12 protein-coding genes and 5 pseudogenes are annotated in these 15556 nt (G+C 36.6%); 2 read left to right on the top strand and 15 right to left on the bottom strand.

Annotation, left to right across the window (positions count from 1 at the left end):
- Nucleotides 1-2: 2 nt before the first annotated feature.
- The 3 genes and pseudogenes from AT689_RS07435 to AT689_RS11875 all read right to left on the bottom strand — a co-directional run.
- On the bottom strand, nt 3-581 hold the full coding sequence (locus tag AT689_RS07435) for a hypothetical protein (RefSeq protein WP_000252109.1): 579 nt from the start codon (nt 579-581) through the stop codon (nt 3-5).
- Nucleotides 556-1568, bottom strand: a pseudogene (locus AT689_RS07430) (Dyp-type peroxidase); the annotation flags it as partial. The gene AT689_RS07435 and the pseudogene AT689_RS07430, both read right to left, overlap by 26 nt.
- Nucleotides 1538-2029: pseudogene (locus AT689_RS11875) on the bottom strand (winged helix-turn-helix domain-containing protein); the annotation flags it as partial. The pseudogenes AT689_RS07430 and AT689_RS11875, both read right to left, overlap by 31 nt.
- A gap of 529 nt (nt 2030-2558) precedes the next feature.
- Between AT689_RS11875 and gdhA the strand changes: the two are divergent.
- A complete protein-coding gene (gene gdhA / locus AT689_RS07420; RefSeq protein WP_000199558.1) occupies nt 2559-3905 on the top strand; it encodes an NADP-specific glutamate dehydrogenase in 1347 nt (448 codons plus the stop codon).
- Between the two features lie 495 nt (nt 3906-4400).
- Here the strand turns inward: gdhA and AT689_RS07415 are convergent, their stop codons facing one another.
- From AT689_RS07415 to AT689_RS07405, 4 genes and pseudogenes are all read right to left on the bottom strand, one after another.
- The gene (locus AT689_RS07415) at nt 4401-4571 is read right to left on the bottom strand and encodes a hypothetical protein (RefSeq protein WP_000711943.1); all 171 of its coding nucleotides are present in this window, start codon (nt 4569-4571) and stop codon (nt 4401-4403) included.
- Between the two features lie 12 nt (nt 4572-4583).
- Nucleotides 4584-5225, bottom strand: coding sequence for an ATP-binding cassette domain-containing protein (locus AT689_RS07410; protein ID WP_000151483.1), 642 nt, complete (start codon nt 5223-5225; stop codon nt 4584-4586).
- A gap of 124 nt (nt 5226-5349) precedes the next feature.
- Nucleotides 5350-5537 (bottom strand): annotated as a pseudogene (locus AT689_RS13700) (hypothetical protein).
- 286 nt (nt 5538-5823) lie between these two features.
- Entirely contained in the window at nt 5824-7170 is a 1347-nt protein-coding gene (locus AT689_RS07405) for an IS1380-like element ISSpn5 family transposase (RefSeq protein WP_001847041.1), read from the bottom strand.
- 164 nt (nt 7171-7334) lie between these two features.
- On the opposite strand from AT689_RS07405, the pseudogene AT689_RS07400 reads away from it, so the two are divergent.
- Nucleotides 7335-7802 (top strand): annotated as a pseudogene (locus tag AT689_RS07400) (transposase); the annotation flags it as partial.
- A gap of 149 nt (nt 7803-7951) precedes the next feature.
- On the opposite strand, the pseudogene AT689_RS07395 reads toward AT689_RS07400, so the two are convergent.
- The 8 genes and pseudogenes from AT689_RS07395 to AT689_RS07360 form a co-directional block, all read right to left on the bottom strand.
- Nucleotides 7952-8146, bottom strand: a pseudogene (locus tag AT689_RS07395) (ROK family protein); the annotation flags it as partial.
- A gap of 26 nt (nt 8147-8172) precedes the next feature.
- Nucleotides 8173-9090, bottom strand: coding sequence for a dihydrodipicolinate synthase family protein (locus AT689_RS07390; protein ID WP_001281505.1), 918 nt, complete (start codon nt 9088-9090; stop codon nt 8173-8175).
- 31 nt (nt 9091-9121) lie between these two features.
- Entirely contained in the window at nt 9122-9529 is a 408-nt protein-coding gene (locus AT689_RS07385) for a cytidine deaminase (protein WP_000216069.1), read from the bottom strand.
- Nucleotides 9530-9816: 287 nt separating this feature from the next.
- Entirely contained in the window at nt 9817-10305 is a 489-nt protein-coding gene (locus AT689_RS07380) for a phosphatidylglycerophosphatase A family protein (RefSeq protein WP_000872894.1), read from the bottom strand.
- A gap of 4 nt (nt 10306-10309) precedes the next feature.
- Nucleotides 10310-11719, bottom strand: coding sequence for a hypothetical protein (locus AT689_RS07375; protein ID WP_000773462.1), 1410 nt, complete (start codon nt 11717-11719; stop codon nt 10310-10312).
- A gap of 9 nt (nt 11720-11728) precedes the next feature.
- On the bottom strand, nt 11729-13711 hold the full coding sequence (locus AT689_RS11855; protein ID WP_001077264.1) for a dipeptide ABC transporter ATP-binding protein: 1983 nt from the start codon (nt 13709-13711) through the stop codon (nt 11729-11731).
- A 12-nt stretch (nt 13712-13723) separates the two neighbouring features.
- On the bottom strand, nt 13724-14575 hold the full coding sequence (locus AT689_RS07365) for an ABC transporter permease (RefSeq protein WP_000803875.1): 852 nt from the start codon (nt 14573-14575) through the stop codon (nt 13724-13726).
- Between the two features lie 16 nt (nt 14576-14591).
- A complete protein-coding gene (locus AT689_RS07360) occupies nt 14592-15542 on the bottom strand; it encodes an ABC transporter permease (RefSeq protein WP_000759971.1) in 951 nt (316 codons plus the stop codon).
- Nucleotides 15543-15556: the final 14 nt, after the last annotated feature.

The raw sequence follows: 15556 nt of genomic DNA, 5'->3' as shown, positions 1-15556 counted from the left end.
TTTCATGTTCCAGACTCATCTGTAGGTTCGGTTTCCATGCTACTAGGCAGGAAGGAAATAGCTGTTTCAACACGTCCATAATGAGCTATACTATTGTCACGAACCACACTTTCATTGATGGTCCAAGTGGAATTCATTTTCTTAAAAGCTTCTCGGACTTTTTCCAAATCTTTGGAGGCAATGGCCTGCTCTAAGGTTTCAAAACGAGGACTTAGACGGTTTACCAATTTTTCCTTTTCCGCATCTAGGTCAACAGGATTTTGTTCTTTTTCAAAAGCTAATAGAGCTGAGGAAATTTCGGTGAGTTTGGCTTCAGTAATATCTCCAGATAGAGCTAACTTTTCCTTAACAATCTTACCAACCTCAGAATCCTTATTTTCTACTCTTTCGAAGTCTGATGCCATCTCTTGAACAAGTTTCTGGGCCTCAGACTGATTGCCATTTTTGACCGCTTTAGAAGTATCTGTGATTTTTACGAAATAAGAACTCAAACTTTCTTGGGCACCTACTGGGGAAAGAATTAAAAATGACAAAGCTAAAACAAGCAACCAGCTCCTAGCTTTCCAATAATTTCTGACCAATGTAGTCTCCTTTCTCCACACCACCAAAGCAAGTAAAAAGTCCACTACCTATGTGAGTGATGTATTCATTCATCTTATCAGTAGCACCTAGATTAGTTTGAACCTTAACAAAGTTATCAGGATCCTTCTGGAAAGAAATGAAGAGCAAACCCGTATCAAACTGACCAGTCTTTTCATCAATGCCATCTGAGTAAGAGTAAGAACAACGCAAAAGTGGCTTGTCCACTTACTTAGCCAAACGAACATGCGAATCATCTAGCAAAAAACTCAAATTCACTTCATCAAACTCATTTTTTTACCGAAAGGGGCACTACTTTCCTTGTAACGACCAAAGGTATTTTCTTGTTCTTAGAGACCAGTGCGGTCCCAGGTCTCTAAAAACATCTGAATCCGACGAACTGCCATATAAGAACCATTTTCCATCCAGTCCTTACTATCAGCCCAGATAACGCGGTCAAAGTCTTGCTCCTTGGTTGGATTTGCTGTTCCATCCTTAAAACCAAAGAGGTTCCGCGGAGTCTCCATTCGGTCCCCGATAGCTGCAAATCCAGACTGACTCCAACGAAGGGGCACCGCATTTCTCCCCTTACGTATGAGATTGCGAATAGCGTGAAAGGCAATTTGCTCATCATCTGCACAAGCATGAATCACAATATCTCCACCAGTATATTTTTCACGTAATTGCTCCTTAGGAAATAGAGGTAAATCCCTGAACAGTCGAGGGCGCTTGTTTTCCAAGTTCATCTTTTTCAAGAAACTTGCAGATACACCAAAAGTCAGCGTCAAACGATGAGGATTGAGCCCAACTGTCTCACCAGTATCGCTCGGAGGAAAGAGAGCATTCTGTCCATCTTTTTTAACCAATTCCCCCTCGACCAACTTGGCACTATAATCCGTCCAATCCTTGAATAGCTGGATAATTTTATCTCTATCCGTCGTATGCAGGTCCAAGACAACAAAATAGATATTCTTTTGCATGGGCGTACTATTTGGTACATCAAGCGAACCTTACGAAAACGTCTACTATATTTAAAGCGCTTTCTTGTCTTCTTGAATTAAGATTTTATTTTTAGACGCGACAATGGTTTGAGCGTCTGCTTTCCTAGGATGTTCTGGACGTGGCATAATATTTCGCCAACCATGGTGCTTCAACAGTTGATAGAAGGCATCACGTGTGTAGGAACGACCTAACTCCTTTTTATAAGCCTGATATAAGGCATCAATTGTAACAAATTCTCCTGCCTCTGCAGCCTTCAAATGGCGAGCAAGAAAGGCTTTCTCTTGCTCAACCGTCATATATGCATGGTTACGACCACCACGTGTTTCTTGAAAGAGAGAGTCGAGTCCGAACTCCTCATATTTTTTTACATTTCGCCAAATCGTTGTTTGATTACAGTCTAAAAGCTCTATAATCTCTTTATAAGATTTGCCCATCAGACGAAATATAGTAGATTGAAACTAGAATAGTACACCTCTACTTCTAAAACATTGTTAGAAATCGATTTGACTGTCCTGATCGATTTGCCCTGTTCTTGTTTCGTTTTACTATAGAACGATTTGAAGGCGTTTATGATATTTAGCTGTACGAGAGTCTTTTAAAAGTGTTTTGATGGTTTGGATTTCTTCTTTAGTTGATTTCATATCACTATTATATAATACTTTTTTATTTTAGTCTAGTCTAAATATTGCTTTTCTCCAAAATGGTCATAGTTTTACTGGCAAATCTAACATATCACGGATAAATTAACAAGTGATTTCTGAATTGCTAAACATTTTCTTTTCTTATAGCATACTTTAAGATTTTGTCTTTGAGAAAGATATTTCCAAGAAAAACGTTCGTTTTTTTATCTATTTTCAAAAAAACCAAAAAACTGAATTGAAAGAATTTTTAGAAAATTTCTGTTTTTTCTTTACAGTGAAAAAAAATTCTGCTATAATGTCTTATGTAATAAAATATGACAATAAAAGGAGAACGATATGACATCTGCTAAAGAATATATCCAAAGCGTGTTTGAAACTGTGAAAGCTCGTAACGGGCACGAGGCTGAATTCCTCCAAGCTGTTGAAGAATTTTTCAACACTTTAGAACCTGTATTTGAAAAACACCCTGAGTATATCGAAGAAAATATCTTGGCACGTATTACTGAGCCTGAGCGCGTGGTTTCTTTCCGTGTTCCTTGGGTTGACCGTGATGGAAAAATTCAAGTAAACCGTGGTTACCGTGTTCAATTCAACTCAGCTGTTGGACCATACAAAGGTGGACTTCGTTTCCACCCAACTGTAAACCAAGGGATCTTGAAATTCCTCGGATTTGAACAAATCTTTAAAAATGTCTTGACTGGACTTCCTATCGGTGGAGGTAAAGGTGGATCAGACTTCGATCCTAAAGGTAAAACAGATGCTGAAGTGATGCGCTTCTGCCAAAGCTTCATGACTGAATTGCAAAAACACATCGGACCATCACTTGACGTACCTGCTGGTGATATCGGTGTTGGTGGACGTGAAATTGGTTACCTTTACGGTCAATACAAACGTCTTAACCAATTTGATGCTGGTGTCTTGACTGGTAAACCTCTTGGATTTGGTGGTAGCTTGATTCGTCCAGAAGCAACTGGTTACGGTTTGGTTTACTATACTGAAGAAATGCTCAAAGCTAACGGTAACAGCTTTGCTGGTAAGAAAGTCGTTATTTCAGGTTCTGGTAACGTTGCTCAATATGCTCTTCAAAAAGCAACTGAACTCGGTGCAACTGTTATTTCTGTTTCTGACTCAAATGGTTATGTCATCGATGAAAATGGTATCGACTTCGATCTTTTGGTTGATGTTAAAGAAAAACGTCGTGCTCGTTTGACTGAGTATGCAGCTGAAAAAGCAACTGCAACCTACCACGAAGGTACTGTATGGACTTACGCTGGAAACTATGACATTGCTCTTCCATGTGCCACTCAAAACGAAATCAACGGTGAAGCAGCTAAACGTTTGGTTGCTCAAGGCATTATCTGTGTATCTGAAGGTGCCAACATGCCGAGCGACCTTGATGCCATCAAAGTTTACAAAGAAAATGGTATCTTATACGGACCTGCAAAAGCTGCCAACGCTGGTGGTGTAGCCGTTTCAGCTCTTGAAATGAGCCAAAACAGTCTTCGCCTCTCATGGACTCGTGAAGAAGTTGATGACCGTCTCAAAGACATCATGACAAACATCTTCAACACAGCTAAAACGACTTCAGAAACATACGGTCTTGATAAAGACTACCTTGCAGGAGCTAACATTGCTGCCTTTGAAAATGTAGCAAACGCTATGATTGCCCAAGGTATTGTTTAAGATTTATTTGCTTAATCCTCAATCACTACGATTGGGGATTTTTAGTTGAGTTAGACAGTTGGGAAATTCTAATTAAATGAAATAAAAACTGAACAAATTGATTGCGGAATTCAAACCAATTTCTAACATATTTCTAGAAATTAATTTGACTTTTCTAATCGATTTGTTCATATCTTATTTCAATTTACTATACTTACTTAACCCTTTTTATACTCAATGAAAATCAAAGAGCAAACTAGGAAGCGAGTCGCAGGCTGTACTTGAGTACGGCAAGGCAAAGCTGACGTGGTTTGAAGAGATTTTCAAAGAGTATTAAACAAAAAGAAAAAACGCTACTCCTAAGAATAGCGATTTAATCATGTTTTTAAGCTACTACTGTAGTTGCTCTATTATTTAAGTGTTATGAATAACTTCAATATCTTTAAAGCTTTTTGTTAGATTTATAATTTCAACTATAGCCATCTCTACTCCTTAGTTTACAGCAAAAAATTATGCTTAATTCTTATTGTTTTTGTAAACAATCAGCGAACCCAATACTATTCCATTCAACAATCCTAAAGAAATACCATATTCAACTGGAAAATCTAAAAAAATTGCAAACACTATTCCAATCATCACCCCTAGTGAGGCTGTTGTTAAAATTACATATTCATTTTCTTTCTTCATTTTCTTTACACCTCATTTCCTTTTTGTATATAAGCTGTAGTACTCTCCACCAAGATCCATTAAGTACTTATGATTTCCTGACTCAACAATCTTACCACCTTTCATTACAACAATAATATCCGCATCCTTAATCGTTGACAATCTATGAGCTACAATTATTTGAGTACAGCCCTGACTTTTTATATACTTTGTTATTCTTTCCTCATTAATAGTGTCTAAAGCACTAGTTGCTTCATCTAAAATTACAATACTAGGATTATTTATTAATGCACGTGCCAGTGCTATCCGTTGTCTTTGACCACCTGAAATATTTGAACCCATCTCTGAGATGATAGTATTAAATTTCATCGGCATAGCCATGATTTCATCATAGATTTGAACTGCTTTACAAACTTCCTCTATCTTTTGTGAAGTAACTTCGTGCTTTAAAGTTATGTTATCAAGAATACTTCTGTTCAATAAAAACGAATCCTGTGGAACTACTCCTAAATTTTGACTTAATATTTTTTTATCTATTTGATTAATATTTACACCATCAAATAAAACTTTTCCTGTATCAATCTTATATAATCCTGATGGTATTTTTGATAATGTACTTTTTCCTGACCCCGGTTGACCGACTAGTGCAATTCTCTGTCCTGACTCAATAGTCAAATTTAAATTTTCTATTACAGGAGCTGAGTCTTTGGAATAAGAGAAAGATAGGTCCTTAATATCTATTCTACTTCAAACGTTTCTAAACTATACTCCGGAAAATAATTTAACCAATAACTATCTTTCATCGTATCCTCCAACCAGTACTAAGAGTCTGGGACAATAGTCTCTTATCTCCAAAAAAGAAGCGGATTTGCCGTTGCTTTTTTGCATGGTTGCGATAGTCTTGGTAAAATAGAATTGCCCAATAAACCATTTAGAAGGGCTATCCCATGCATATTCACTATAACACAAATCAAACAACTTTACCACTAGAAATCAGTTCTTTCTTGCCGCAAGACCATCTCGTCTTTACTATTGAAAAAGTGGTGAATACCGATGAAAAGGAGGTAAACCATCTGATTAAACCCAAATCATTCATACCTCTCTCAACTAGATGTAACTTACAAAACCCCTGACCTCATGAGCCACTTTCTTCCTCCTCATGAGGTCAGTTTTACTTTCTGCTGTTCCAGTATCGTTTTTCCTCGCTAGATTTCCTCAAAAGGGCAGACTCCTCCCTTGGTGCGTCACACGATTTTTTCATCTCGACTGTTCTTTAATGCATCATTAACGACGCTTTTCTTCTAGGTGGTTCATAAGGAACAGGAAGATTCAGGTTGACTTTTCTAATCCTAGAATAAAGTGCTGAAAACAATTCGGAATAGGCATAGAGACTAGACAATTTGAGGAGCTGCTTGCGTCCTGTTCGAACACATTTTCCCACCACGTGAAGAAAAAGATGGCGGAAGCGTTTGATTGTTAAAGTTTGGAAGTCACCTCCAGCTAGATGTTTGAGAAAAAGATAGAGATTGTAGGCGATACAGCTCATCATCATACGAACTTCGTTTTTGATTAAGCTTGAACTATCCGTTTTATCGCCAAAAAATCCCTCCTTCATCTCCTTGATGAAATTCTCGGCTTGACCACGTCCACGATAAAGCTGAAACTGGTCTTGGCTTGTTCCACTCGTCATATTTGTAACGAGAGAAATAACATCGTAGAACAAGTTTCCTTCTTTTCGTTCAGAGAACTGGCAGACACGACGCTTGTGCGACCAAGATCCTGCTTGATAGAGAGTTTCTGAGTAGGCGGAGTGGGGCAAGATGGTTAAGTCCTCATCCTGTGGGCAAGGGAGGGAAAGGTCTCCAAGACGGCTCAGAACAGTATTTTTCTTGAGTTTTATGAGGTAGTATTGCCCTGTTTTTTCAATTAAATCGTATAATTTTGGGGTCGCAAAGCCACTATCCATTCGAAAGAGAAGTTGATTAAACCGTTCTAAAACAGGTGTGATAAAGCTGTCTGCCTCTTCAGAACAATAACGATTACCAGGACGAAGCTGGGCATTGAAACAATAACCTGTCTTCCCCTCGAAAGCATAAAGAGGATGATAGCCATGAGCACGATAGTGGGCGTTATAAGCAACACCTTCTTGCTTGCCATAAGTTGTGAAATGGGTAGAATCGATATCTACAATGAGTTGGTTTAGCTGGTGAAACTGTAAAAAGAATTCGACCAATTCAAGGTTGAGGCATCGCAAACTATGGACTGTTTCCTCGTCAGTTCTGGAAAGAAAACGGGATAAGGTTGGCTGTGAAGCAAGCTCCCCTCCTTCCAACAATTTTGGAAAGTAGGCATCAGCTGACAATTCTTTACAAGCATAGTCCGTTCCATAGCCTGTTAACAGTTGAAAGAGGAACTGGACAAGGATATCTGAATCCGAATAACGACAGTAGCGGCGTTGGTCATTCGTTACTAAATACTTAGAAATCCGCTCTTTTAGTTTCAACTGGGAAAAAAGTTCCTGAAAAAAGATAAGACCACCATACTGGGTTAAATGACCTCCATCGAAAGATAGTTGGTAAAAAGACTTGTTTTGGAAGTGATGATTTGGTAAACTGTTCATGTGAGTTTCCTTTCTTTTTGTGTTTTTTTCTACACTTATACCATAAAGGGGAAACTCTTTTTTGTCTAGTAAAAAACACCCATTGGGTGAAAAAAGAAACCATCCAGGATCTAAGCTAAGGCAAGGATTCTGGATGGTTTTTAGATTAGGGGTGAATAATTGGGGTTGAATATGCCATGTTTGATAAGGAACAAAAGAGAGGCTATAAACAGTCAGCTAGAAACTTAGCGAATTGGCACTATAATGACAAGGAGGATAGCTATACACATCCTGATGGCTGGTATTATCGTTTTCACCATACCAAATATCAGAAAACACAGACAGACTTTCAACAAAAAATCAAGGTTTACTACGCCGACGAACCTGAATCAGCCCCTCAAAAGGGACTGTATATGAACGAACGCTATCAAAACTTGAAAGCTAAAGAATGTCAGGCGCTTTTATCTCCCCAAGGTAGACAGATTTTCGCTCAACGCAAGATTGATGTGGAACCTGTCTTTGGGCAGATAAAGGCTTGTTTGGGTTACAAGAGATGTAATCTGAGAGGGAAGCGTCAAGTGAGAATTGACATGAGATTGGTACTTATGGCCAATAACCTCCTAAAATACAATAAGAGAACGACTCAAAATTAAAAAGCTAGAGTTCCACAATTGGAAATCTTTAGCTTTTTTGTGATTGAGAACTATTTTATCCTAGACTCTTTTGATTTTTAAAGAGAACTTAAATCATTCTCTAATTAAAGTAGGAAGAATACACTAATTTAGTAAAGTAAATATTAAATTTATTTTATTTTAAAATGATAGTAGGCTCCAAGCATATCAGCAGTGTTTTGATGATGAGCAAATTCTAATCTTGTGTTCTCAGCCAAACTTGGAACCAAGGCTTCTTTCAAGGCTGCACGAATCTTTGGTTTGAGGATAGCTTCTTGTCCCATGATGCCACCCCCGAGAATGACCACCTCTGGATTGGCAACGTAGTGCGTCATAAATACCTCCTTATGGATTAGAGGAAGCGCTCCTTGGTTTCACGAATCAAGGCAGCAGCTTCTTCTACAACTGGACGATCTTCTTCAGTCACTGGTGTCAATGGTGAACGAACAGATCCAATATTCAAGTCTTCATTGATCTTCAAAACTTCTTTGATGACACCGTACATATTTCCATGAGCAGAAGTGAGTTTACCAATGATTGCGTTGATAGCATACTGCAATTCACGCGCTGTTTCTAGGTCCTTATCCGCAATCAACTGATTGAGTTTCAAGAAGAGTTCTGGCATAGCACCATAAGTACCACCGATACCAGCCCTAGCCCCCATGAGGCGTCCTCCTAGGAACTGCTCATCAGGACCATTAAAGACGATATGGTCTTCTCCACCAAGGCTGACAAAGGTTTGGATATCTTGAACTGGCATAGAAGAGTTCTTCACACCGATAACACGAGGATTTTTCAACATTTCTGTGTAAAGGCTTGGAGTCAAAGCAACCCCTGCCAATTGAGGAATGTTGTAAATAACGTAGTCTGTGTTTGGAGCTGCAGAACTGATATCGTTCCAGTATTTGGCAACTGAGTATTCTGGCAAGCGGAAATAAATTGGTGGAATCGTTGCAATAGCATCTACTCCCAAGCTTTCAGCATGGCGAGCAAGTTCCATACTGTCTTTAGTATTATTGCAAGCAACATGGGCAATAATGGTCAATTTACCTTTGGCTACCGCCATGACTTCTTCCAAAATCAACTTGCGATCTTCAACGCTTTGGTAGATACATTCACCAGAAGAACCATTGACATAAAGACCTTGAACACCTTTATCAATGAAGTATTGAACCAAGGCACGCGTACGTTCTGGGCTTACTTCTCCTTGATCATCATAACATGCGTAGAAGGCTGGAATGACACCTTCGTATTTTTTCAAATCTGACATTGTTTTTTTCTCCTTATTTCATACTACGTAATTACATTTCTAGACTTGAGAACGAATATGGGACTAATTCCTCTAATCGCAATTCAAGTATGTTTCCCTTACCATTTAATAGAAAGACTAAGGTATCAGGCTCACAAAATTCTACCATAACTTGACGACAAATGTTGCATGGTGGTAAGTAGTCTTCAGTTTCACCTGCAACAGCAATCGCAAGAATATCTCCTTTTCTATATCCTTGAGAAGTCCCATAAAAAATAGCACTACGTTCTGCACAGTTAGTTACACCAAACGATACATTTTCTATATTTGCTCCTGTAATTACTTTACCATCTTTAAATAAAATTGCTGCACCTACAGGAAATTTGGAATACGGAAAGTAAGCATTTTTTAAAACTTTTTTTGCTTGCTCCATTAAAACAAATTTATTAATTACTGTCATTGTTTTAACTCCTTTATTATTATATTTTACTCACACTAAATTATAGTAAAATGAAATAAGAACAGTACAAATCAATCAGGACAGTCAAATCGATTTCTAACAATGTTTTAGAAGTAGAGATGCACTATTCTAGTTTTAATCCACTATACAATTGTAAAAAAGTGAGATATATAATCCCTCATTTTATGCGGAAAATATATTTGGTTTCTAGATTTATCATTATCCAATTTGAATGACAATAATCTAGAAACCAAACGCTTTATTATTTACGATACTAAATTCAATAGTTATATTTCATCACTAGCATGATTGTGTGCAATTTTACTACATGCTGCTGCGGCTATTGCACCAACAATATCATCTAGAAATACATTACAAACACCTTCGTGATTCTCATTCAATCTTTCTAAAATCAGTGGTTTTAATTTATCTAAATAGCCATAATTTGTAAAGGCAATAGAACCATATAAATTCAATATCGATAAGACGATTACTTCATCAATCCCATACAATGGATTATCTTTCTCCATAATCTTTTGAAATTCTGGAGATAGTTTTTGTGCTTCAGCTAACTTATCTAACTCAATTCCTGTCATAATTACATTCTGAACTTCACGTTTTTTTAGTACACGTTGAATTGCATATGAAGCGTCGTCAAGAGTTAATTCAGGGTAATATTTTTGTTGTGAAAATATTACTAACGCTGCCATATCTTCAATTGTAACTTCGCGTTCTTTTAGAAGTTCAATACAATTATCATATAAATCATATTTCATAATCTTACCCCCTCAATAGAGCATTGTCTGATTCAATTCTGAAAATATCTAAATTTCCTTCGATTGCGTAGATTTTAGCATTTTTAAAGCTAATTTTCAGTCGAGTTTGAGTTCGAGGTAAAGGTTCGCTGAATAACACTTGATAGCGACCATCTTCTATTTTTTCAAGGGAAGCTGTAATTTCCATTGGAGTGTGATTATTCTCGAACAATTCAATTGTTACAAAGCCTCCAGCTGCAATATCTGCATCAAGGTAAACTTGATCATTGAGGAAAATAAATCCATTGGTATACAAAACACCTGGATATTCTGGACGTTTAATATCCCAATATGCAAAGTGATCTTTCTCAATATAAGCACGAGACAAGCTTGTTTCACGGAAGTTTGTATGTTGTCCATTTCCTCCCATGTAGTAGAAATAAGTACGGTCACCGATAGTAACTGGTGCAGAAGAATAGATACATCCACAGTCAAATTCTCCATCACCATATTGACCTTTACCACGAGGAATAAGTGGAGTAGCAGTGTTTAGATAATGCCAACCAACATGACGATAACTATAAGTCAATTGAAGGTCCACTGTATCGTAATTCTTGTTCAGTTGATCTCCTTCATGGAAAACTGAAGCTAAACCTAGTATATAATCGCCACGTTTAAAAATAGGCATAGAATAAATTTGATTTTCATAATCACAGACATTCAAAATTTCTTGAATTGGAGTCCAGTTAATGAAATCAGCACTCGTAGATACACACGGCAAGCGCAATGAATCTCTCCAAGTACGAGTAATTAGCACATAGCGATTTAATGCTTCATCATATATGATATGGTTATGAGTGTCTGCACGTGGATTGAAGTTTGGTACTTTAATGTATTCATCAAAGTGTAGACCATCTTTTGAAAATGCTACAGCAATAAAATGAACACCGTTACCGTAATCAATCTTTGTAAACATTTTATAACGACGATTTTCATCTGCGTCATGTTTATCTAGAAAAACAGATGTACCATGTAAAAAATGTCCGATAATATTATTTTCAGTTGATCCTCGAAATTCTGTAATACCTAGATTTGGTTTCACCCAGTTAACACCATCTTTACTTTCAGCATAACAAAGTGAAACAATACGCTTCGCACGAGGTAGATATTGACGTTCCTTACGCTCCTCTAAAGAGTATTTTTCAGACTCCTCATCATCAGTAAATGTAGAATAGTAGCAACGATAAACACCTGCTAAATCATCAAAGAAAACATTTGGATAACTGTTATCAAAACGAATTTCCCATGGTTTTTCCTCAGTGAAGAAAATTTCTTTATCCTTTACTGCCTGATTAACTTTTAATTTTACATTACTCATTCGATAAGGATTAAAAATTCCTTTATCAAAGAAATATATTTTTTTATTTAATTTCATATTTACCACCTATTCTGGTTTTAACGCTACAAAATGTGTTGGTGAAACCTGCTTAAGATCATAAGCACGGCCATCTTCATCATAAAATTCATGGTACTGTGCTTTAAATTCAACTTCATTTTCTTTACGTTTTGTTGCCAATGCCTCTTTGAAGTGATAATCAACTTCTGGAATAGCAGCTAATAGTTTTTTAGTGTAAATATGCATTGGGTTATTGTAGATATCTTCTCGAGAACCAGCTTCTACAATACGTCCTTTATGAATAACATATAGATAGTCACACATGTATTTCACAACACCTAGGTCATGAGAAATAAATACATAAGTCAAATCTTCTTTATTTTGGATTTCAACAAGATAATTCAAAACTTGCGCTTGTACAGATAGATCTAATGCTGAAACAGGTTCATCTAAAATTAAAATTTCTGGTTTCATACAAAGGGCACGAGCAATACATAAACGTTGACGTTGTCCGCCTGAAAATTCATGAGGATAACGCTCCAAGTACTCAACTGGCACGTTTACCATCTTCAAGGATTCTTTCATACGTTCAAAGCGTTCCTCTTTGTTTCCAATATTATGGACAATCATCGGTTCATCAAATGAATTATAAATTTTCTTAGTTGGGTTCAATGATGCATAAGGATCTTGGAATACCATTTGAACTTTCTTACGGAAATCCAAATCTTCCTTACGTTTAATTCCATAAATATTTTGAGTTTTCCCATTCAAATCAATATTGATTTCACCATCTGTAATCTCATGGAGTTTCATTAATGATTTCGCAATCGTACTCTTACCGCTTCCAGACTCTCCTACGATACCAATAGTAGTTCCTTTTCTTAACTCTAGAGATACGTCATCAAGTGCTTTCAACGGAGAACCTAGTGGCTTGAATAGTTGTTTCTTAGGATAGTAGTACTTTTTAATATTTTTTACTTCTAAAACAACATTACCTACATGTTTTTCCGCTAATGTTTCTTCTTCCTTATCTTCGAAAAAGAAATGTTTATAGCAAGAACACCTTACAAAATGTCCGTCACCTAAATCATGCAATTGAGGTTCTTCTTCATGATGTTCTTTTTCTAACCATGGAATACGATTTGCGAATCTGCATCCTTTTTCAGATATTTCAGAAATTGAAGGTACGCTCCCCTGGATAACATGTAGCTTTTTATCCATATTTTCAGGATTAGGAATAGATCTTAATAGAGAACGAGTATACGGGTGTTTAGGTTGATCAAAGATCTGAGCTACAGTTCCAACTTCAACGACTTCACCAGCATACATCACTGCAACTTCATCCGCAATTTGAGCAATAACGCCTAAATCGTGAGTAATTAAGATAATAGAAGTTCCATGCTCTTTACGTAAATCATCAAGTAAATCAAGTATTTGTGCTTGGATTGTTACATCAAGGGCAGTTGTTGGTTCATCTGCAATTAGAATATCTGGATTACATACCATTGCAATCGCTATGACTATTCTTTGACGCTGCCCTCCACTAAATTGGTGTGGATAGTCATTCATGCGTTCTGCAGCATTATGAATTCCAAGTTTTTCTAACATTTCTATAGCACGTTTATTTGCCTCCTCTTTAGAAATGTCATAATGTTCATGAAGGACTTCAGTAATTTGATTACCAATTGTATATACTGGATTCAATGCAGACATTGGATCTTGGAAAATCATTGATATGTTTTCACCACGTAACTTTCGAAATTCTTTACCATATTGCTTTAATTTTTGAAGCTCTATCGGCTTATCTTCATCGAAATATGTGATTTCACCTTCAGCAATGCGTCCATTTTTAGGTAATAAGTTTAACACTGTATTCACTGTTACACTCTTACCGCATCCAGATTCACCAACAATCCCTAAAACTTTCCCTCTTTCCAAAGTGAAGTTTACATCTTTAATAATCGGAAATGCTTTTTTATCAGTGATGAATTCAGTTTTTAAGTTTTTTACATCTAAAACTGTTTGATTCATTTTGTCAACCTCCTACTGTTGTTTCGGATCCATTATATCTCGTAATCCATCACCAATAAAGTTGATAGAAAGAACGAAAAGAGTAATGATTGACCCTGGAACTAACCACAGCCACCAACTATTTTTAATAACATCGGCTGTTTTGGCAGCATTTATGATATTTCCCCAAGTAGGAATATCAGAAGGAACACCTACTCCTAAGAAACTAAGACCTGCCTCACTGAGAATGAAACCAGCAACGTTTAAAGACAACGATACAATTACTGGTGAGATAGCATTTCTTAAAATATTATTAAAGATAATTCGACTGTCAGAAAAACCAAAAGCTCTACATACATCCACATATGTTTCTTGTTTCAAAGACATGAACTCATTACGAACCATTCGGAACGTTGTCATCCAACCCATTACTGAGAATACGAAGATAAGATTGAATACACCTTGTCCAAAAATACTTGAAAGCAAGAGAATGACAATCATATTCGGGAATGTTAAGAATAATTCTGCTAGACGAACTAGAAGAGCATCAATTTTCCCACCAAAATATCCAGCAATACCACCAAGTACAGTACCAATAACCGCTCCACAAATCGCTCCATACATCCCTACTTGAATTGAAACTCGACCACCATATAGGATTCGAGCAAATACGTCACGACCTAGTTTATCTGTTCCCAGAATGTGTTTTGCTGAAGGAGGACGGTTCATAGATCCTAAATCAACAACATCTGGAGAATAGGTTGTCAATAAAGGTGCTAGAATACATGCTAATAGAATTAGCATGAAGCATATAAAGCCGATAAAGGCCAATTTGTTATTATAGAATTTTTTCAAATTTCTTTTCCATAAAGGCATAGGTTTCATAACATTGACCTCCTTCCTAATAACGAATACGTGGGTCTAATATTGCAGCCATAATATCTACAAGTAGACTAGCAAATAACACTACGACAGAAATCATTAATGTGGTAATCATAATTACAGGATAGTCACCTGCTGTTACACTAGATAGGATGATAGAACCAATTCCAGGCCAAGAAAAGACACTCTCGATAATTACTGATCCACCAATTAACATTGGTAGACGGAAAATCAATAACACTAAAATTGGTCGCATAGCATTTCTAAATATGTGTTTAAAATAAACTTTCCATTCAGGAACACCTTTTGCACGAGCTGTTTTAACATAATCTGCATTAAAAACATCCAACATAGAATTACGTGTGTATCTCATTAAAGCGGCTACCAATGCAATTGACATAGCCATTACTGGTAGAATTAAGTGTTCAACTCTATTAATAAATGTAAAATCTCCACTGGTAAATCTACCACCAATAGGTAAAATTCTTAACTGAATTGCAAAGAAGTTTAAAATTAAAATACCAAAGAAAAATTGTGGAATCGCAGTTCCGATAACAGCTAGAAAACGAGCAACATTATCGATAATACCATTTTGTTTAACGGCTGATATAACCCCAATTACAATACCAACAATTGTTGAAATAATTAATGACACAAAAGCTAATTCAAAAGTTGCAGGCAATGCTTGTCCTACAATTTTGGAAATTGGGTTACCATTTACAATACTGTATCCAAAATCACCATGGAGTAATTGCCAAAGCCATCTTCCATAGCGAACTAATACTGGATCATTTAAACCTAATTGCTGTCTTAGCTTTTCGATTTGTTCTGCACTACTAGCCATATCTGGAGATACCATATATGTCAATGGATCTGCTGGTGTTAAATCTAGTGCAATGAATACTAAAAAGCTAATAATCAACAACATAGGAATCATGAATAATACTTTTTTTAGAATATATTTTTTCATTTTAATTTCTCCTG

Origin of the sequence: Streptococcus pneumoniae (genome assembly GCF_001457635.1) — a bacterium.
Classification (GTDB): domain Bacteria; phylum Bacillota; class Bacilli; order Lactobacillales; family Streptococcaceae; genus Streptococcus; species Streptococcus pneumoniae.
This window is presented reverse-complemented; position numbering and strand designations above follow the sequence as displayed.

What these genes read in the sequence shown, in the direction of transcription:
- gdhA (WP_000199558.1), top strand. Translation starts at nt 2,559, where the DNA reads ATGACATCTGCTAAAGAATATATCCAAAGCGTGTTTGAAACTGTGAAA.
- AT689_RS07415 (WP_000711943.1), bottom strand. Translation starts at nt 4,571, where the DNA reads ATGAAGAAAGAAAATGAATATGTAATTTTAACAACAGCCTCACTAGGG.
- AT689_RS07405 (WP_001847041.1), bottom strand. Translation starts at nt 7,170, where the DNA reads ATGAACAGTTTACCAAATCATCACTTCCAAAACAAGTCTTTTTACCAA.
- AT689_RS07390 (WP_001281505.1), bottom strand. Translation starts at nt 9,090, where the DNA reads ATGTCAGATTTGAAAAAATACGAAGGTGTCATTCCAGCCTTCTACGCA.
- AT689_RS07385 (WP_000216069.1), bottom strand. Translation starts at nt 9,529, where the DNA reads ATGACAGTAATTAATAAATTTGTTTTAATGGAGCAAGCAAAAAAAGTT.
- AT689_RS07380 (WP_000872894.1), bottom strand. Translation starts at nt 10,305, where the DNA reads ATGAAATATGATTTATATGATAATTGTATTGAACTTCTAAAAGAACGC.
- AT689_RS07375 (WP_000773462.1), bottom strand. Translation starts at nt 11,719, where the DNA reads ATGAAATTAAATAAAAAAATATATTTCTTTGATAAAGGAATTTTTAAT.
- AT689_RS11855 (WP_001077264.1), bottom strand. Translation starts at nt 13,711, where the DNA reads ATGAATCAAACAGTTTTAGATGTAAAAAACTTAAAAACTGAATTCATC.
- AT689_RS07365 (WP_000803875.1), bottom strand. Translation starts at nt 14,575, where the DNA reads ATGAAACCTATGCCTTTATGGAAAAGAAATTTGAAAAAATTCTATAAT.
- AT689_RS07360 (WP_000759971.1), bottom strand. Translation starts at nt 15,542, where the DNA reads ATGAAAAAATATATTCTAAAAAAAGTATTATTCATGATTCCTATGTTG.